13 protein-coding genes are annotated in these 17,439 nt (G+C 73.1%); 6 read left to right on the top strand and 7 right to left on the bottom strand.

The features are described 5' to 3' along the window. Window positions 1-15: 15 nt before the first annotated feature. Both IE096_RS15735 and IE096_RS15740 read right to left on the bottom strand, forming a co-directional pair. The gene (locus tag IE096_RS15735; RefSeq protein ID WP_126914004.1) at window positions 16-1,278 is read right to left on the bottom strand and encodes an NAD(P)/FAD-dependent oxidoreductase; all 1,263 of its coding nucleotides are present in this window, start codon (window positions 1,276-1,278) and stop codon (window positions 16-18) included. A 189-nt stretch (window positions 1,279-1,467) separates the two neighbouring features. Next, the gene (locus IE096_RS15740; protein ID WP_189452095.1) at window positions 1,468-2,802 is read right to left on the bottom strand and encodes a deoxyguanosinetriphosphate triphosphohydrolase; all 1,335 of its coding nucleotides are present in this window, start codon (window positions 2,800-2,802) and stop codon (window positions 1,468-1,470) included. 119 nt (window positions 2,803-2,921) lie between these two features. Between IE096_RS15740 and IE096_RS15745 the strand changes: the two genes are divergently transcribed. Next, entirely contained in the window at window positions 2,922-3,626 is a 705-nt protein-coding gene (locus tag IE096_RS15745) for a SanA/YdcF family protein (RefSeq protein ID WP_189452096.1), read from the top strand. A gap of 21 nt (window positions 3,627-3,647) precedes the next feature. Here the strand turns inward: IE096_RS15745 and IE096_RS15750 are convergent, their stop codons facing one another. Further along, on the bottom strand, window positions 3,648-4,691 hold the full coding sequence (locus IE096_RS15750) for a hypothetical protein (protein ID WP_189452097.1): 1,044 nt from the start codon (window positions 4,689-4,691) through the stop codon (window positions 3,648-3,650). 133 nt (window positions 4,692-4,824) lie between these two features. Continuing rightward, on the bottom strand, window positions 4,825-5,709 hold the full coding sequence (locus tag IE096_RS15755) for a trypsin-like serine peptidase (protein WP_229820228.1): 885 nt from the start codon (window positions 5,707-5,709) through the stop codon (window positions 4,825-4,827). 205 nt (window positions 5,710-5,914) lie between these two features. On the opposite strand from IE096_RS15755, the gene IE096_RS15760 reads away from it, so the two are divergent. Beyond that, window positions 5,915-6,832 (top strand): oxidoreductase, encoded by a 918-nt coding sequence (locus IE096_RS15760; protein WP_189452098.1) that lies wholly within the window; start codon window positions 5,915-5,917, stop codon window positions 6,830-6,832. Between the two features lie 137 nt (window positions 6,833-6,969). Here IE096_RS15760 and IE096_RS15765 read toward each other — a convergent pair whose 3' ends face one another. Beyond that, window positions 6,970-7,539, bottom strand: a complete 570-nt coding sequence (locus IE096_RS15765; RefSeq protein WP_229820230.1) for a hypothetical protein — start codon at window positions 7,537-7,539, stop codon at window positions 6,970-6,972. Between the two features lie 250 nt (window positions 7,540-7,789). On the opposite strand from IE096_RS15765, the gene IE096_RS15770 reads away from it, so the two are divergent. The 4 genes from IE096_RS15770 (at window position 7,790) to IE096_RS15785 (ending at window position 12,782) form a co-directional block, all read left to right on the top strand. Beyond that, window positions 7,790-9,655, top strand: coding sequence for an APC family permease (locus tag IE096_RS15770; protein ID WP_373298133.1), 1,866 nt, complete (start codon window positions 7,790-7,792; stop codon window positions 9,653-9,655). Between the two features lie 109 nt (window positions 9,656-9,764). Beyond that, window positions 9,765-11,027, top strand: coding sequence for an ABC transporter substrate-binding protein (locus tag IE096_RS15775; RefSeq protein ID WP_189452100.1), 1,263 nt, complete (start codon window positions 9,765-9,767; stop codon window positions 11,025-11,027). Between the two features lies 1 nt (window position 11,028). Beyond that, complete coding sequence (locus tag IE096_RS15780; RefSeq protein WP_189452101.1) at window positions 11,029-11,934, top strand: carbohydrate ABC transporter permease; 906 nt, start codon at window positions 11,029-11,031, stop codon at window positions 11,932-11,934. Window positions 11,935-11,936: 2 nt separating this feature from the next. Then, window positions 11,937-12,782 carry a carbohydrate ABC transporter permease gene (locus IE096_RS15785; protein ID WP_189452102.1) on the top strand — a complete coding sequence of 282 codons (846 nt, stop codon included), beginning with the start codon at window positions 11,937-11,939 and terminating at the stop codon, window positions 12,780-12,782. 35 nt (window positions 12,783-12,817) lie between these two features. Here the strand turns inward: IE096_RS15785 and IE096_RS15790 are convergent, their stop codons facing one another. Together IE096_RS15790 and ppdK are read right to left on the bottom strand one after the other, a co-directional pair. After that, a complete protein-coding gene (locus IE096_RS15790) occupies window positions 12,818-13,882 on the bottom strand; it encodes an ArsR/SmtB family transcription factor (protein ID WP_189452103.1) in 1,065 nt (354 codons plus the stop codon). Between the two features lie 488 nt (window positions 13,883-14,370). Continuing rightward, window positions 14,371-17,091 (bottom strand): pyruvate, phosphate dikinase, encoded by a 2,721-nt coding sequence (ppdK, locus tag IE096_RS15795; RefSeq protein WP_189452105.1) that lies wholly within the window; start codon window positions 17,089-17,091, stop codon window positions 14,371-14,373. Window positions 17,092-17,439 lie beyond the last annotated feature (348 nt).

The raw sequence follows: 17,439 nt of genomic DNA on the forward strand, positions 1-17,439 counted from the left end.
CGCGGGCCCGCTCGGCTACGGAACGAAGGACCGCAGGGGCACGGAGGGGTCGGCGAGGGCGTCGGGGTCGGGGCGGGCACCGGCGCGGATGAGTTTCTGGATGTCCTCGGTGACGTCCCACACATTGACGTTCATCCCGGCGAGGACCCGGCCCTCGGCGAGCCAGAAGGCGATGAACTCGCGCTTTCCGACGTCGCCCCGGCAGACGACCTGGTCGTAGGAGCCCGGCGGGGCGTAGCCGGAGTACTCCATGCCGACGTCGTACTGGTCGGAGAAGAAGTAGGGCACCCGGTCGTAGGAGACCTCCTGGCCGAGCATGGCGCGGGCGGCGGCGGGGCCCTCGTTCAGGGCGTTGGCCCAGTGCTCGACGCGCAGCCGGGTGCCCAGCCAGGGGTGCTCGGCGGCGGCGACGTCGCCCGCGGCGTAGATGTCGGGGTCGGAGGTGCGCAGGGAGGCGTCGACGGCGATGCCGCCGCCGTCGGCGCGGTCGACGAGGGCGAGGCCGGCGGCCTCGGCGAGGGCGGTGCGGGGGGCGGCGCCGATGGCGGCGAGGACGTCGTGGGCGGGGTGCTCCTCGCCGTCGTCGGTGCGGGCGGCCAGGACCATGCCGTCGTGGCCGGCGATCTCGGCGAGGCGGGCGCCGAAGTGGAAGCGGACGCCGTGCTCGGCGTGGAGGTCGGTGAAGAGCTGGCCGAGCTCGGGGCCGAGGACGGTGTGGAGCGGGGTGGGCTCGGGCTCGACGACGGTGACCTCGGCGCCGTAGCCGCGGGCGGCGGCGGCGACCTCCAGGCCGATCCAGCCGGCTCCGGCGATCACGAGGTGGCCGTTGTCGCGGCCGAGGGAGGACAGTACGCCGCGCAGCCGCTCGGCGTGGGCGAGGCGGCGCAGGTGGTGGACGCCTGCGAGGCCGGTGCCGGGGATGTCGAGGCGGCGGGGCTCGGCGCCGGTGGCCAGCAGCAGCTTGTCGTAGTGGACGAGGGTGCCGTCGCCCAGGCGCACGGTTTTGGCCGCCCGGTCGAGGTGGACGGCGGGCTGGCCGAGATGGAGCTCGACGTCGGCTTTGGCGTACCAGTCGGGCTTGTGGACGAAGACGCTGTCCCGGGCGTCGCGGCCCGTGAGGTACCCCTTGGAGAGCGGCGGCCGCTCGTAGGGGTGCTCGCGTTCGTCGCAGATGAGGATCACCCGGCCGGTGAATCCCTCCTGCCGGAGGGTCTCCGCCGCCTTGGCGCCGGCCAGTCCCCCTCCGACGATGACGAACGTCTGGTTCGCGTCCACCACTTGCTGCCTCCTCGCTGCCGCCGTGCCACGCCGTGCGTGGTACGGCCATCGGGTCTCACGTCCGCGGGCCGTGCCTCCGGGCGGACCGCGCCACCGCGGAAGGCGCCACCGCCGAGCGTGCCGTACCCCGCGTGCCGCCGGTAGAGGGAGTACCCCGGACGGGGCGGCCCCCGCAAGGGGTCGGGCGGGTCACGACCCGGGCCGGCCGGCCCCGGCGCCGCCCACGAGCCGGGCGTGGAGGGAGCGGGCGGAGCTGTCGGTGAGGGCGGCGATCTGGTCGACGACCGCGCGCAGCCGCCCGGCGTCGTCCTTCGCCTCGGTCCACAGGGAGTGGAACTGCGGGTCGAGCCCGTCGGGGGCGCGGGACACGAGCGCCTCGGCCAGTTCGGCGATGACGACGCGCTGTTCGGCGCGGAGCTTCTCCTGGTCCTCGCGCTGCATCACATAGCGGTCGGCGACGGCCTTGAGCACGGCGCACTCCAGCCGGGTGCCCCGGGGGACGACCAGCTCGGCCCGGTAGCGGGTGAGCCGACCGGGCCCGTGGGCGGCCCGGGTGGCCTCCTCCGCCGCCAGGCAGAAACGGCCGATGAGCTGGCTCGTCGCGTCCTTGAGGCGGGCCTGGGAGACGGCGGAGCCGTCGTAGCCGTGCGGCCACCACTCCTGCTCCAGGAGCCGGTCGAGGGCGTCGGAGAGCTCGTCGGGGGCGGCGCCCGGGGCGTAGCGGCCGGCGGCGACGGCGAAGATCTCCCGGCGTTCGGACTCGGCGTGGAGGACGTGGGGGTCGAGGTGGCCGGCGTGGATGCCGTCCTCGACGTCGTGCACCGAGTAGGCGACGTCGTCCGCCCAGTCCATGACCTGGGCCTCGAAGCTGCGGCGGTGGCCGGGGGCGCCCTGGCGCAGCCAGGTGAAGACGGGGGTGTCGTCGGTGTAGACGCCGAACTTCGGGGAGCCCGGGTCGGTGGGGTGGGCGCCCTGCGGCCAGGGGTACTTGGTGGCGGCGTCCAGGGCGGCGCGCGTCAGGTTGAGGCCGACGCTGACGAGTTCGCCGGTGGTGGGGACGGTGACGAAGCGCTTGGGCTCCAGGCGGGTGAGCAGGCGCAGCGACTGGGCGTTGCCCTCGAAACCGCCGCAGGGACCGGCGACTTCGTTGAGCGCCTGCTCGCCGTTGTGGCCGAAGGGCGGGTGGCCGAGGTCGTGGGCGAGGCAGGCGACCTCGACCAGGTCGGGGTCGCAGCCGAGGGCGGCGCCCAGCTCCCGGCCGACCTGGGCGCACTCCAGGGAGTGCGTCAGCCGGGTGCGGGGGCTGGCGTCCCAGGCGCGGGCGCTGGTGCCGGGCGTGACCACCTGGGTCTTGCCGGCCAGCCGGCGCAGGGCCGCCGAGTGCAGCACCCGCGCCCGGTCGCGCTGGAAGGCGGTGCGGCCCGGCCGTTTGTCGGGCTCGGGCGCCCACCGCTCCAGGTCGGCCGGGTCGTACCCGGCGATGCCGTTCTGCTCCGTCACGGGCCCTGCTGCGCTGCCGTTCATACCCCCGACGGTAGCCCCAGGGTGTGACAGCAGCGATGCGTCCCGCCGTCGCGCGGGGCGCCCCGGGAACCTTCGGCTCCGCCGCGACGTTGGCGCTTCGCGATACGGGGGAGGTCCATATGGGTGTGACGGGCGGTACGAGGCTGCGCGCGGTGCGCTCGCGGCTGCCCACGACCGTCGCCGGCCGGCGGCGGGCGGTGCGGGGCGTGATGGCGGCCTGTGTGCTGGCGCTCCTGCCGGTCACCTGGGTGCACGTGGCGGGCACGCCCCGGGTGCGGACCGCCGGGGACGTCCCCCGGGCCCCGGTCGCCATGGTCTTCGGCGCGGGCCTGTGGGGCGGCAAGCCCTCCCCGTACCTGGCCCACCGCCTCGACACGGCGGCGGGCCTGTACCGCGCGGGCAAGGTCCGGGTGCTGCTGGTGACGGGCGACAACAGCCGCGACGACTACGACGAACCGGATGCGATGCGCGCCTATCTGACGAAGCGCGGGGTGCCCGACGACCGGATCGTCAGCGACTTCGCCGGTTTCGACACCTGGGACTCGTGCGCCCGCGCCAAGCGGGTCTTCGGGGTGGACCGGGCGGTCCTCGTCAGCCAGGACTTCCACATACGGCGCGCGGTGGCGCTGTGCGGGGCGGCCGGCATCGACGCGTACGGGGTGGGGGCGGGCGAGAAGCACGACGTCACCTGGCTTGCGGGCGGGGCCCGCGAGGTCCTCGCCGCGGGCAAGGCCGCGCTGGACGCGGTCGTCCGGCCCAGCCCGGCCTTCCTGGGCCCGCACGAGCCGGGCGTCGAGCGGGCCCTGGAGACGGCGGGGCGGTAGGCCGTACGGCCTCCGGCCCGGTCAGTGGAGCTGGATCACCAGGTCCAGGGGCTTCCACTCCGCGGTGTACATCCGCACCAGCAGCTGATCGCGGTCGTTGATCGCCTCGACGTCGGCCAGCGTGCCGCCCTCGGGCACGTCCAGCAGTTCGTCGAGACGGTGCGGGCCGCCGTGCGGGTCCCACACCACGGGCACGGTGCGGTAGTCGGTGGCCGACGTGTGGACGGTGCCGGTGATCCAGCCCCGGCTGTTGACCCCGGTGGCCTCTCCGCCGAATCCCAGGTCCGTCAGCTCCCGCGGCTCCGCGGGCCCGTCCCAGCGCGTCGGGGTGGCTCGTCCGTCGGAGCCCGGGCGCTGCTGCCCGCCCACGAGCACGTCCCGGTCGCTCACTCCCCTGGCCCAGGTCCGCGAGGTGTGTCCCGGGATGGGCGCGTAGGTCTCGACGCCGCCGTCGGGGTGCCAGGCGGCGGCGGTGTTCCGGCTGCTGCCGACGATCAGGCCCGCGTCGTTCACGGCCATGGCGGTGGTGCCCTCGCCCGCCGCGCCCAGCAGCTGGAAGCCCCCGCCGGAGGTCCACCGGTAGGACATGTAGACGGGCTGGGGGCGGCGGGGGTCGGGGTGGACGAGGTGGTACGCCGTGAGGAGCACGGTGCCGTCCTCGCCGATCCGGGGCGAGCCGTAGAGCACCGCCACCTGGCCGGGGGGAATCCCGATCCTGGTCACGGAGCCGTCGGCGGCCCACAGGATCAGGCCGTCCGTGTGGTGCGCGCCCACGACCCGGCCGTCGTCCGTGAGGTCGGAGGGAGCGGCGTCCGGCACCTTCTGGAGCGCCCGGCGCTCCCCCGTCGTCGCGTTCCACACCATCTGGTCGCCCTGCTTGGTCGTGAACGCGACCTCGCCGTGTCTGTTGACGGCGGGGGCGGCGGACTCCCCCTCGAGCGTGCCGACCACCCGCGCGTGGACGCGCTTGCCCGCGTCGTCCTCCGCCCGGGCGGTGCCGGTCGGTATCAGCAGTCCCAGCAGCGCCGCCGTGGCGACGGCGGCGGGTCTCCAGCTCCTCGACATGGTTGTCCCCCTGTTCGAGCTGTTCGGCCTGTTCGGCCTGTTCGGCTACGAAGAAGGACACCGTGCTCGAACACCGGCCCGGCCCGCCCCCGGAACGCCGTCACTGGCGGCTTCCCGTCACCCCCGGGACCCGTCACCTCCTGGGCTCGCGCCCGTTGATCGCGTCCAGGTAGAGACGGAAGACCTCGTCGTCGTTGACGGGGCTGTAGGAGACGCGGTCGGCGTCCTCGCCGTCGGGCCCGCCGCCGTTGAGGCCGCCGAGGACGCCGACGAGGTCGCCCGTCCGGGTCTTCTCGCTGAAGCGGACGAGCCAGGGGCTGCCGGAGGTGCCCGAGGAGAAGCCGTCGCAGCGCATCCTCAGCTGGTTGTGGCCCGCCAGCCGGGCGGTCAGGGCCGCGCACCGCACGGCCTGGTCGGCGGGGTCGCTGTCGGCGCTCGGATAGCCGATGACGGTGATCAGGTTGGTGAAGCCGGGCGTGCGGATCAGCCGGTTGGCGCCCGTGACCCGTTCGATCTGGCGGCCCCGGCCGTCGGGTCTGACCGTCGCGAAGGCGAAGTCCAGGTCGGAGCCGTCGCCGTAGTCGTCGCGCCGGGGGTCGGCGAAGACGTGGTCCACGGTCCACACCCCGTACGGCTGGGAGCCCGCGCCCTGCTGGTAGTCCGGCACGAAGGAGGTGCCCTCGCCGAGGCCGCAGTGCCCGGCGGTGACGATGAGGTTGCCCTTGGGACTGTGCACCACGCTGGCCGTGCAGTGGTGGTCCTTCATGTCCTCGCCGGCGTAGAAGAGCACGCCGACCGAGGGCACCCCGTCGAAGTGGCGCGCGCTGCCGGTGATCCGCCGGGCCGCGCTCGCGGCGGCGCCGTCCGCGCCGTCGGTGGAGTCGGCGGTGTCCGCCGTCCGGGTGGGCCCCCAGAAGCGGCGGGCCTCCTCGCTGGACCAGTTGCCGCCCCGGCCGTGCCCGCCGGCGCCCCTGGGCACGGCGGCCGCCAGCGCCACGACGTACAGGCCCGCGAGCACGGCCCGGACCCAAGGGACCCTGGACCACCGGAGGAAACGCACAGGCACCCCCACCACGTCAGGAAGGCTGTCGACAGGCTAACCGCAACCACCGGGATCGCAGCGCACCGAGCAGCTTTCCGGAAGGTCGGTAGTGCGAATGACCGATGAATTCCCTCCGGCGTCGCCCCGGCGCACGGGCCGCGGCGCGGGTACTGTCGGCGCCATGACTGGCTGGAGCGCGAAGGACATCCCCGACCAGAACGGCCGCACCGCCGTGGTGACCGGCGCCAACAGCGGCATCGGCTATGTGACCGCGCGGGAGCTTGCCCGGCGGGGGGCCAGGGTGGTGCTGGCCTGCCGGGACACCACCCGGGGCAAGGCCGCCGAGCAGCTGATGCGCGATCAGGTCCCCGGCGCGGACCTGCGGTTGGCGACGCTCGACCTCGCCGACCTGGCGTCGGTGCGGGCCTTCGTGAAGGAACTACCGGAGGACCGCGTCGACCTGCTCGTGAACAACGCCGGGGTGATGGCGCTGCCGCACCGCCGGACGGTGGACGGCTTCGAGATGCAGTTCGGCACCAACCACCTCGGCCACTTCGCGCTGACGGGCCTGCTGCTGCCCCGGCTGCGCGCCGCCGGGCCCGGGGCGCGCGTGGTGACCGTCTCCAGCGGGCTCCATCTCTTCGGCACGGTCGACCCGCGCGATGTGCAGATGGACCACCGCTACCGGCGCTGGATCGCCTACGGCCGCTCGAAGAGCGCCAACCTGCTGTTCACCCACGAGCTGTCGCGCCGGCTGACGGCCGAGGGCGGGTCCGTGCTGGCGGTGGCCGCGCATCCGGGGTACGCGTCGACCAATCTCCAGACAGCGGGCGCCCGCATGGAGGGCCGGGCCTGGATGGAGCGGGGCGCCGAGCTGCTGAACCGCCTCCTCGCGCAGAGCGCGGAGGACGGGGCGCTGCCGTCGCTCTACGCCGCCACGGCGCCGGACGTGCGGCAGGACGACTTCATCGGCCCCCGGATCCAGCTGTGGCGCGGCGCGCCGACCCGCTCGGTACGGGCGTGGTGGACGCGCGACGACCGGGCGAGCGCGGGCCTGTGGGCGGTGTCGGAACGGCTGACGGGCGTGACGTATCCCTGAGCGGGGCTTTCCGCGGACGGGACTTGCCCACCCGGGGCGGGGCTTCCGGGGCGGGGGTCGCCCCGGGCGGGGGCACCACAGGCGCGGGCCTCTCGGGTCCCCGCGAGGGTCCCCGGACCGGGCGGGGGCGCCGGGCGCTACTCCAGCCCCGCCGACCGCAGCAGCCTGCGCGCGCCCTCGCCGTCGATGCGGTCCGCCAGCGCGCCCAGCGGCATCGCGCCCTCGCGCAGCAGACCGCTCTCGCGGGCGCGGCGCGCGCCCGTGTCGAGGTGGTGCCAGAGCAGCGGGTTCGCGGCGAGGACCTTGGGGTCGAACTCCACACGGTTGCCGGCCACGTCCCGCAGCACCAGTCGCGGGGACATGCCGTCCGATCTGCGCACCCGGGTGAGCAGATCGGTTCGTACCCGCTGCTCGCGCAGCAGGCCCCGCACCGCGAGCCAGTTCGCGCCGGCCGTGACGCGCGGGGGCCACAGCACGGCGACGAGCGTCACGCCGATGACCGCCCAGCAGCCGCCGCGCGGCCAGGTGACGCTGCCCCGGGCGACGTCGGCGAGGAGCAGCGCGCCGCCGAGCGCCAGCCCGCACAGCCAGGCGGAGCGGGCCTCGCGCCGCCAGCCGAGGTCCCGGGCGAGTACGCGCCCCGGCGTCCCGGGCGCCCGCCGTACGTAGCCGCCGTGCCGCGCTCGTAACGTCTGTCGCCGTCCCATGCCCCTGACGCTAGAACGGCTCACCGCGCGCGACACGGGGCGTTGACGGGGTGCTGACGTCACCTTGGCCAATCCTTGCGCCGTCCTGACGCCTCGTCCGTATCGCGCCGTCCCGCGCCGTCCCGCGCGTCAATAACCCGTATGGAAACCGCCAAAGCGCGCCAAGACGCCGCCAAGGCCGGTCGCGGCCCCCTTCGCGCGAGCGCAGTCTGAGCGCTCGGAGACCACGGAGGTACGACAAAACATGTCCATGCTGGCCAATTCGGAGAACGCCACCGGCACCGGCGAGGAGCCGCCCGATACCGGCGCCGCGCGGTCCGCCGAGGACCGGCACCGGCTGACGGCCGTCCAGGGCCTGGCGGCCCTGTCGCTCGACGCGATGGCGTCGGTGGCGTACGGGCCCGAGTCGATCGTCCTCGTACTGGCGGCGGCCGGGGCGCACGGCCTCGGGTACACGCTGCCGGTCACGCTCGCGATCGCCGCCCTGCTGGCCGTGCTCGTCGCCTCCTACCGGCAGGTCATCGCGGCGTTCCCCGACGGCGGCGGCTCCTACGCGGTCGCCAAGCGGCACCTGGGCCGGCGCACCAGCCTGTTCACGGCGGCCTCCCTGGTCCTGGACTACGTGCTGAACGTGGCGGTGTCGGTCACCGCCGGCGTGGCCGCCCTCACCTCGGCCTTCCCCTCCCTCTACGCGGACCGGCTGTGGATCTGCCTGGCCGTGCTGGTCCTGGTCACCGGCGTCAATCTGCGGGGCATCGTGGAGTCCGCCAAGGCGTTCATCGTCCCCACCGCCGTCTTCGTCGGCTCGATCCTCGCCGTGGTCGTCGTGGGGCTCTTCCGCTCCGCCCCCGCGAGCACCGAGGCCGCCGCCGGGCACGCCTCCGCGCTGGCCGGGAACGCCACCGCCGTGGGCGCGCTCCTGCTGCTGAAGGCGTTCGCGGCGGGCTGTTCCGCGCTCACCGGCGTCGAGGCCGTCGCCAACGCCGTCCCGTCCTTCCGCGCCCCCGCCACCCGGCGGGCGCAGCGCACGGAGGTCGCCCTCGGGGCGCTGCTGGGCGTCATGCTGATCGGTCTGTCGGTGCTGATCGGCCGCTTCCACCTCCAGCCGGTGGAGGGCGTCACCGTCCTCGCGCAGCTCGCGGACGCCTCGCTGGGCCACAACTGGGCGTTCTACGTGGTGCAGTTCGCGACGGTGGTGCTGCTGGCGCTGGCCGCCAACACGTCCTTCGGCGGGCTCCCGGTCCTGATGGGCCTGCTGGCCCGCGACAACTACCTGCCGCACGTCTTCGGCCTCAAGGCCGACCGCCAGGTCCACCGGCACGGCGTGCTGGCGCTGGCCGCCGTCTCCGCGCTGCTGCTGGTCTTCTCCGGCGGCGACGTCAACACGCTCGTGCCGCTCTTCGCGATCGGCGTGTTCGTCGGCTTCACCATCTGCCAGGTCGGCATGGTGCGGCACTGGCGGCAGGAACGTTCCGCCGGGTGGCGGGGGAAGGCCGTCCTCAACGGCTTCGGCGCGCTGCTGACGGGCGTCTCGGCGATCGTCGTCACGGCCACGAAGTTCGCGGAGGGCGCCTGGCTGATCGTGGTGGCGCTGCCGGTGCTGGTCCTGGCCTTCGAGGTGGTCCACCGGGCGTACGAGCGGATCGGCGAACGGCTGGAGCTGGGCCGCGTGCCGGAGCCGCCGCGGCGCTGCCACTCGGTGGTCGTCGTGCCGGTGTCATCCCTCTCCCGTCTGACGAGCAAGGCGCTGACGGCGGCGGTCTCGCTGGGCGACGAGGTCGTGGCCGTCACCGTCACCCAGCCGGACGCGGAGGGACGGCGAGCGGCGGAGTCGCTGCGGCGGGACTGGGAACTGTGGCGGCCGGGCGTCGACCTGATCGAGCTGCCCGCGCCCACGCGTGCGCTGGGCCGGCCGATCGTCGACTACGTCCGCGCCCTCTCGGACCGCCACCCGGACACGCGGGTGACGGTCCTGATACCCGAGGTCGAGCCGGCCCGGCTCTGGCAGCGGCTGCTGCAGAACCAGCGCGGCGCGGTGGTCGCCCACGCGGTACGGCGGGATACGGACGCGGTGATCTGCCGACTGCGGTTCCGGATCGGGGCCGCGCAGGGGTGACGCGAGGACGGTGACGTGCGGGCGCCGGTACCCGACGCCCCCTGTCGTAATCCCCCTCCATCGCTGATCGTTGTCCGTACGATCCCGACCCGCGAGGGGGAGATTCGTCATGCCGATCAGCCGTAGACAGCTCATGGCCGGCGGAGCCGGCCTGGGGCTGGCCGCCGTGGCGACCGCGTGCGGCTCCAACACCGGCCGCGGCGCCGAAGGTTCCCGCACGCGGCTGACGCAGTGGTACCACCAGTACGGCGAGGTGGGCACCCGGCAGGCCGTCGGCCGGTACGCGGCCGCGTATCCGGGCGCCGACGTCCACGTCGAGTGGCGGCCCGGCAACTACGACCAGCAGACCGCCGCCGCGCTGCTCACCGACTCCGGGCCCGACGTCTTCGAGACCACCGGGCCCACCCCGGACCAGATCCGCAGCGGCCAGGTCACCGACGTCACCGACCTGATCAGCGACGTCCGGGACGACTACCTCCCCGCCGTCCTCACGCCCCGCACCCACGACGGCCGCGTCTGGGGCGTCCCCCAGGTCGTCGACACCCAGCTGCTCTACTACCGCAAGAGCCTCCTCGCCGCCGCCGGCGTGAGCCCACCCCGCACCCTCGACGAACTGATCGACGCCGCCGCGCGGCTCACCGACCGGAAGACGAGGACGAAGGGCCTCTTCCTCGGCAACGACGGCGGCGCGGGCGTCCTCGCCGGAACGCCCCTGTACGCCGCCGGGCTGTCCCTCGTCACCCCGGACGGCAAGGCCGGCTTCGACGACCCGGCCGCCGCCCGCACCCTCGGCAAACTCCACCGGCTGTACGCCGACAAATCGCTGCTGCTGGGCGCGCCCACCGACTGGTCCGACCCGTCCGCCTTCGTCCAGGGGCTCACGGCCATGCAGTGGTCCGGGCTGTGGGCACTGCCCCGGATCAAGAAGGAGCTCGGCGACGACTTCGGCGTCCTGCCCTTCCCCCCGGACGGCCCCGCCGGCCGGCCCGCCGTGCCCGTCGGCGCGTACGCGGCCGCCGTGAACGCCCGCAGCGGGCACCGCGACGCCGCCAAGGCGTTCGTGCAGTGGCTGTGGGTGGAACGGGCCGACCACCAGCTCGACTTCGCGCTCTCCTACGGCTTCCACATCCCCGCCCGCGCCTCCCTCGCCGCGAAGGCGGACCGGCTGGCGTCCGGCCCGGCGGCGGAGGTGGTGCGGTTCACCAAGGACCACGGCTACGCGCAGCCCCTGCTGTGGACGCCCGCGAGCCAGGTCGCCTACCAGGACGCGCTGCACCGCGTCATCCAGGAGGGCGCCGACCCGGCCGCCCAGTTGAGAGCGGCGGTCCGCAGGACCGAGGAGGAGCTCACGCGCGTACGGAAGGGCGGCTGAGATGCGGCAGCGGCAGAGCCGCGCGCTCTGGTTCTGGGTGTTCGTCGGCCCGTTCGCGGCCGGGCTCGCGCTCTTCACCTACGTACCGCTGCTGTGGAGCGTCTGGCTGAGCTTCTTCGACGCCCACAACACCGTCTCCCCCACCGACTTCGTCGGCCTGGACAACTACGCGACGGTGCTGGGCGATCCGGCCTTCCGCTCGTCCCTCGTGACGTTCGCGGTCTTCACCGCCTTCATCGTCCCCGCCACCTACGCGCTCTCCCTCGGCCTGGCCCTGGCCGTGAACCGGCTGCGCGTCGCCCAGGCGTTCTTCCGCTCGGTGTTCTTCCTGCCCACCGCCTGCTCGTACGTCGTCGCCGCGCTGGTGTGGAAGCTGTCGGTGTTCAACGGCGTCCGCTTCGGGCTGGCCAACACCGTCCTCGGCTGGTTCGGCGCCGACCCCGTCGCCTGGCTGGCGACCCCGGACCCGCCCTGGTACTGGCTGGTCGTCGTCACCGTCCGGCTCTGGCTCCAGACCGGCTTCTACATGGTGCTGTTCCTGGCCGGGCTCCAGCGGATCCCGGTCCGGCTCTACGAGGCGGCCGCGCTCGACGGCGCCCGCCCCGGCTGGCAGACCTTCCGCCACATCACCTTCCCGGCGCTGCGGGCGACGTCCGTGGCCGTGGTCCTGCTGCTGGTCATCAACTCCTTCCAGGCGTTCGACGAGTTCTACAACCTGCTCTCCGACGCGCGCGGCTATCCGCCCTACGCCCGCCCGCCGCTGGTCCACCTCTACTACCTCGCCCTCGGCCAGGGTCAGGACCTGGGCCTGGGCAGCGCGGGAGCGGTGGTCCTGGCGCTCGTCATCGCCGTCGTCACGATCGTGCAGGCCCGCTGGGCGAGGCTGGGCCGCACGGAGGAGGCGTAGCCGTGCACGACTCCCACGACGCCCTCGCCCGCGCGGGGCGCGCCCTGCGCCTGGCGCTGCTGACCGCGCTCGCCGCGCTGTTCCTGCTGCCGTTCTATCTGCTCGTGCGGAACGGGCTGGCCTCCGAGGCGGAGATCACCGCGCCCGGCTGGACGCTGTTCCCCCGCGACCCGCGCTGGTCGAACGTGCGGGAGCTGTTCGCCGACCCGGACGTGCCGATGGCCCACGCCCTGCTGAACTCGGCGCTGATCGCGGTGGCGACGACGATCGGCACCCTGCTGCTCGCCTCCCTCGCGGGCTACGGGCTGGCCAGGATCCCCTACCGCCACGCGAACGCCGTCCTCTACGCGATCCTGGGCACCCTGATGGTGCCGGCGGCGGTGACGTTCGTGCCGTCGTTCGTGCTGGTGTCCTCGCTCGGGTGGGTCTCCTCGCTGCGCGGGCTGATCGTGCCGACGCTCTTCAGCGCCTTCGCGTGCTTCGTCTTCCGCCAGTACTTCCTGGGCTTCCCCCGGGAGCTGGAGGACGCGGCGCAGGTCGACGGGCTGGGGCACTGGCGCACGTACTGGCGCGTCGTGGTGCCCAACTCCCGGCCGGTGTTCGCGGCGGTGGGCACCATCGTGTTCATCGGCGCGTGGAACTCCTTCCTGTGGCCGCTGGTCATCGGCCAGGGGCGGAGCTCGTGGACCGTCCAGGTCGCCCTGTCGACCTTCACGACCGCGCAGACCGTCACCGTCCACGAGCTGTTCGTGGCGGCCGCGGTCTCGATCCTGCCGCTGCTGCTGGTCTTCCTCTTCCTCCAGCGCTACATCGTTGCCGGGGTGGAGCGGTCGGGGATCGACGACTGACACGGCGCGCCCCGGCCCGGCTGGGGGTCCGGGGGTTACCCCCCGGGAGACTGCAGCATCGTGGCGGGGGTGGAACGGTCGGGGATCGACGACTGAGGGATCGACGACTGACGCCGTGCGCCGTGGCCCGGGCCGCGGTGGCCGCCGCGCAGCAGCGCGGCGCCGAGCGGGGTGAGGGTGTGCATCACCGCGCTGCCGTGCCGCAGGGTCAGCACCAGCCCGGCCTCGCGCAGGACGCCCGCGTGCTGGCTGGCCGAGGCCGCCGACACGCCCACCCTGCGGGCCAGTTCGCTCGTCGTGCAGCCGCCCCCTATGGAGCCGAGCACCGCCGAACGCGTGTGGCCGACCAGCTTGCCCAGCGAGCGCGGCGCCTCCGGGACGACGGGCGCCGTCTCCGACATCGTCCGGGCCGGGTAGACCAGCACGGGCGTGAGCTCGGTGTTCTGGAGCGTCACCGGGGTGCGCCGGCAGAAGAACGAGGGCAGGAGCACCAAGCCACGCCCGTTCAGGTGGAGATCGCGGTCGACGGGGTAGTCGACCTCGAGCACGGGCGCCTGCCAGCGCATCGTCGGCGGCAGCGAGGACAGCAGCGCGTCGGCCCCGCCGTCGAGCAGCGCCCGGCCGCGCACGGCGCGGTCCGCCTCGATCTGGGCCTGGATGTGCGCCCAGTACGGGGCGATGGCCGCCTGGTGGTAGGCGTGGAGGGCGCCGATCAGCTTCCCGAACGCCCGGGAGTCCCCCTCGGCGAGCGATCGTATCCAAGCCGGCAGGGTGCGGACGGTGGACAGCCGGCCGAGTTCGTCGTGCACCCGGTCGGCGGGGGTGGCCCGCAGCGCTTCCATGCCGGACTCGAGTCCGAGTAACCCTTCGGGGGGTGTGAGGAAGTCCGGGAAATATCCCCGGGGCGGAACCAGCGGCGCCAGCAGCCGCGTTTCACCATTCAACCGAGCGCGGGTTTCCGAGCGCCAATCGCCAAAGATCGACTCGCCTTGTTTGTCCCGCAGCCGGTGCAGGCTCAATACGGTTTCCCAGAGCACGTCCGGGTCGCCGGCCAGGCGCAACCGGGCCAGATCGAGTCCAGTGAAATGGACACGCAGCACCAAACCCCCACATGAGACATCCGTCACCACCCCCCGCTCACTGAGTATGCACACCGATACGAGGTGTTACCACGCCCTTTTGGCCACAGTTGAAAGGACTCGCGGCGAACATCGCAGAAGCGAAATGCTATTCACGCACTCAGGGCCGCCCCGCTCGTTCCCGTGGGGGGTGGCGAGCGAAAAAGCGGTCGCTGAGTACGCGAGTTGCCGCCCGAGCCGATGCGGGCGGCAACAACTCCCGGTGGGGGAGTAAAGAGGGGCGGCGCTCCCGCACGGGCGCCGCCCCTTCGCCATGTCCCGGGCCCGACGGGCCCGTTACGCGGGGGTTACCGGCCCCGCCCCCGCCCCCACTCACGGCATGCCGGAGGGGCGGCCCCCCGCACGGGTGCCGCCCCTCCGTTGATCCGGAGCCGCCGAGGGTCTGAGGGTCGAGGTCATCCCAATAGCGGCTCCGGGGCTTGTGCGGCCGGTCGCCAACCGGCCCGCCGTCAGCGGCTGTCGCTGCCGCCCTTGCCGTTCAGCGCCGCCGCGCGCCCGGCCTCCAGCCGCGCCACCGGCACCCGGAACGGGGAGCAGGAGACGTAGTCCAGGCCCACCTCGTGGAAGAAGTGCACCGACTCGGGGTCGCCGCCGTGCTCACCGCAGACGCCCAGCTTGAGGTCGGGGCGGGTGGCCCGGCCGGCCTTGGCGGCGGCGCGGACGAGGGAGCCCACGCCGTCCTTGTCGATGGTCTCGAAGGGGCTGACGCCGAAGATGCCCTTCTCCAGGTAGGCCGTGAAGAAGCTGGCCTCGACGTCGTCGCGGGAGAAGCCCCACACGGTCTGGGTGAGGTCGTTGGTGCCGAAGGAGAAGAACTCGGCGGCCTCGGCGATCTGATCGGCCGTCAGCGCGGCGCGCGGCAGCTCGATCATCGTGCCCAGCGGCAGCTTGAGACCGGTGCCGCTCGCGGCCTCGGCCTCGGCGATGACGCGCTCGGCCTCCTCGCGGACGATCTCCAGCTCCTGGACGGTGCCCACCAGCGGGATCATGATCTCGGCGCGCGGGTCGCCCTTGGCGTTCTTGCGCTCTGCCGCGGCCTCGGCGATCGCCCGGACCTGCATGGCGAACAGGCCGGGGATGACCAGGCCGAGGCGGACGCCGCGCAGACCCAGCATCGGGTTCTGCTCGTGCAGCTTGTGCACGGCCTGGAGCAGGCGCAGGTCGTTCTCGTTGGCGTCCTCGCGGGCCTCGGCGAGCGCGACGCGCACCGACAGCTCGGTGATGTCGGGCAGGAACTCGTGCAGCGGCGGGTCGAGGAGGCGGACGGTGACCGGGAGCCCGTCCATGGCCTCGAAGAGCTCCACGAAGTCGGCCTTCTGCAGCGGGAGAAGGGCACTGAGTGCCTCCTCGCGCTCGGTGTCGGTGTCGGCCAGGATCAGCCGCTCGACCATCTCGCGACGCTCGCCGAGGAACATGTGCTCGGTGCGGCACAGGCCGATGCCCTGGGCGCCGAAGCGGCGGGCGCGCAGCGCGTCCTCGGCGTTGTCGGCGTTGGCGCGGACACGCAGCCGGCGCATGCGGTCGGCGTAGGCCATCATCCGGTGCACGGCCTGGACCAGCTCGTCGGCGTCGTCGGCGCCCGCGTGCATGCGGCCCTCGAAGTACTCGACGACCGGGGACGGGACGACCGGGACCTCGCCCAGGTAGACCTTGCCGCTGGAGCCGTCGATGGAGACGACGTCGCCCTCCTGGACGACGACGCCGCCGGGGGCGGTCATCTTGCGCTGCTTGGTGTCGACCTCGAGCTCCTCGGCGCCGCAGACACAGGTCTTGCCCATGCCGCGGGCGACGACGGCGGCGTGCGAGGTCTTGCCGCCGCGCGAGGTCAGGATGCCCTCGGAGGCGATCATGCCGTCGAGGTCGTCGGGGTTGGTCTCGCGGCGGATCAGGATGACCTTCTCGCCGGAGCGGGACCACTTGACGGCGGTGTACGAGTCGAAGACGGCCCGGCCGACGGCCGCGCCCGGCGAGGCGGCGATGCCCCGACCGAGCAGCTCGGTCTTCGCCTTCTCGTCGAAGCGGGGGAACATCAGCTGCGCGAGCTGGGCGCCCGTGACGCGCTGGAGCGCCTCGGCCTCGTCGATCAGGCCCTGGTCCACGAGCTGGGTGGCGATGCGGAAGGCGGCGCCGGCGGTGCGCTTGCCGACACGGGTCTGGAGCATCCACAGCTTGCCGCGCTCGATGGTGAACTCGATGTCGCACAGGTCCTTGTAGTGCGTCTCGAGGGTCTCCATGATCTGCATGAGCTGGTCGTAGGAGGCCTTGTCGATGCGCTCCAGCTCGGCGAGCGGCATGGTGTTGCGGATACCCGCGACGACGTCCTCGCCCTGGGCGTTCTGCAGGTAGTCGCCGTAGACGCCCTGGTGGCCGCTGGCGGGGTCGCGGGTGAAGGCGACGCCGGTGCCGGAGTCGGGGCCGAGGTTGCCGAAGACCATGGAGCAGATGTTGACGGCCGTCCCCAGGTCGCCGGGGATGCGCTCCTGGCGGCGGTAGAGCTTGGCGCGGTCGCCGTTCCAGGAGTCGAAGACCGCCCTTATGGCGAGGTCCATCTGCTCGCGGGGGGCCTGCGGGAAGTCCCGGCCGGTCTCCTTGGCGACGATGTCCTTGAACCGCGCGACCAGGGCCTTGAGGTCCTCGGCGGCGAGGTCGACGTCGGTGGTGACGCCCTTGGCCCGCTTGGCCTCCTCCAGCGCGTCCTCGAAGAGCTCGCCGTCGACGCCGAGGACGGTCTTGCCGAACATCTGGATGAGGCGGCGGTAGGAGTCCCAGGCGAAGCGCTCGTCGCCGGCCTGGACCGCGAGGCCGGCCACGGACTCGTCGGAGAGGCCGATGTTGAGGACCGTGTCCATCATGCCGGGCATGGAGAACTTGGCGCCCGAACGGACCGACACCAGCAGCGGGTTGTCGGCCTGGCCGAGCTTCTTGCCCATCCGCTCCTCGAGGGCCTCCAGGTGGGCGGTGACCTCGTCGCGCATGGACGGGGGCTCCTCGCCGCCCTCCAGGTAGACCTTGCAGGCCTCGGTGGTGATGGTGAAGCCGGGCGGCACCGGCAGGCCGAGGTTGGTCATCTCGGCGAGGTTGGCACCCTTCCCGCCGAGCAGGTCCTTGAGCTCCTTGTTGCCCTCGGTGAAGTCGTAGACGAACTTCTGGCGATCTTCGGTTACCGACACGGGAATCGACTCCTCACTGGGGCCTCCCGGGGACGCAAGGGGGTGGGCTGCCCTGACGGCGGGGAGCGTACCCAGATCGAAGGCGGTTTTGGAGGTCTACTCCGCCAACTTGGGGGCGCGACCACCCATCCGCCAGCAGATCGAAAGTTGAGCGCTCATTTGAGGTTTGGACCCGCCTCCTTCAACTCTTGAAGTGATGATGACCGAAAATCATCGCTTCATCACGCCCCGTCGAGGAATCCCGCCGTCTGGCGCTGAGTGCCACCAGGAGTTGAAGCCAAAAGGGGTGGCACGCAGTGCCACCCCTTGGAAAGGTGCACCCCCGATTTGGCCGCTCATCTGAGCGTG

Source organism: Streptomyces abikoensis (assembly GCF_014648775.1).
In the GTDB taxonomy this organism is placed as follows: Bacteria; Actinomycetota; Actinomycetes; order Streptomycetales; family Streptomycetaceae; genus Streptomyces; species Streptomyces abikoensis.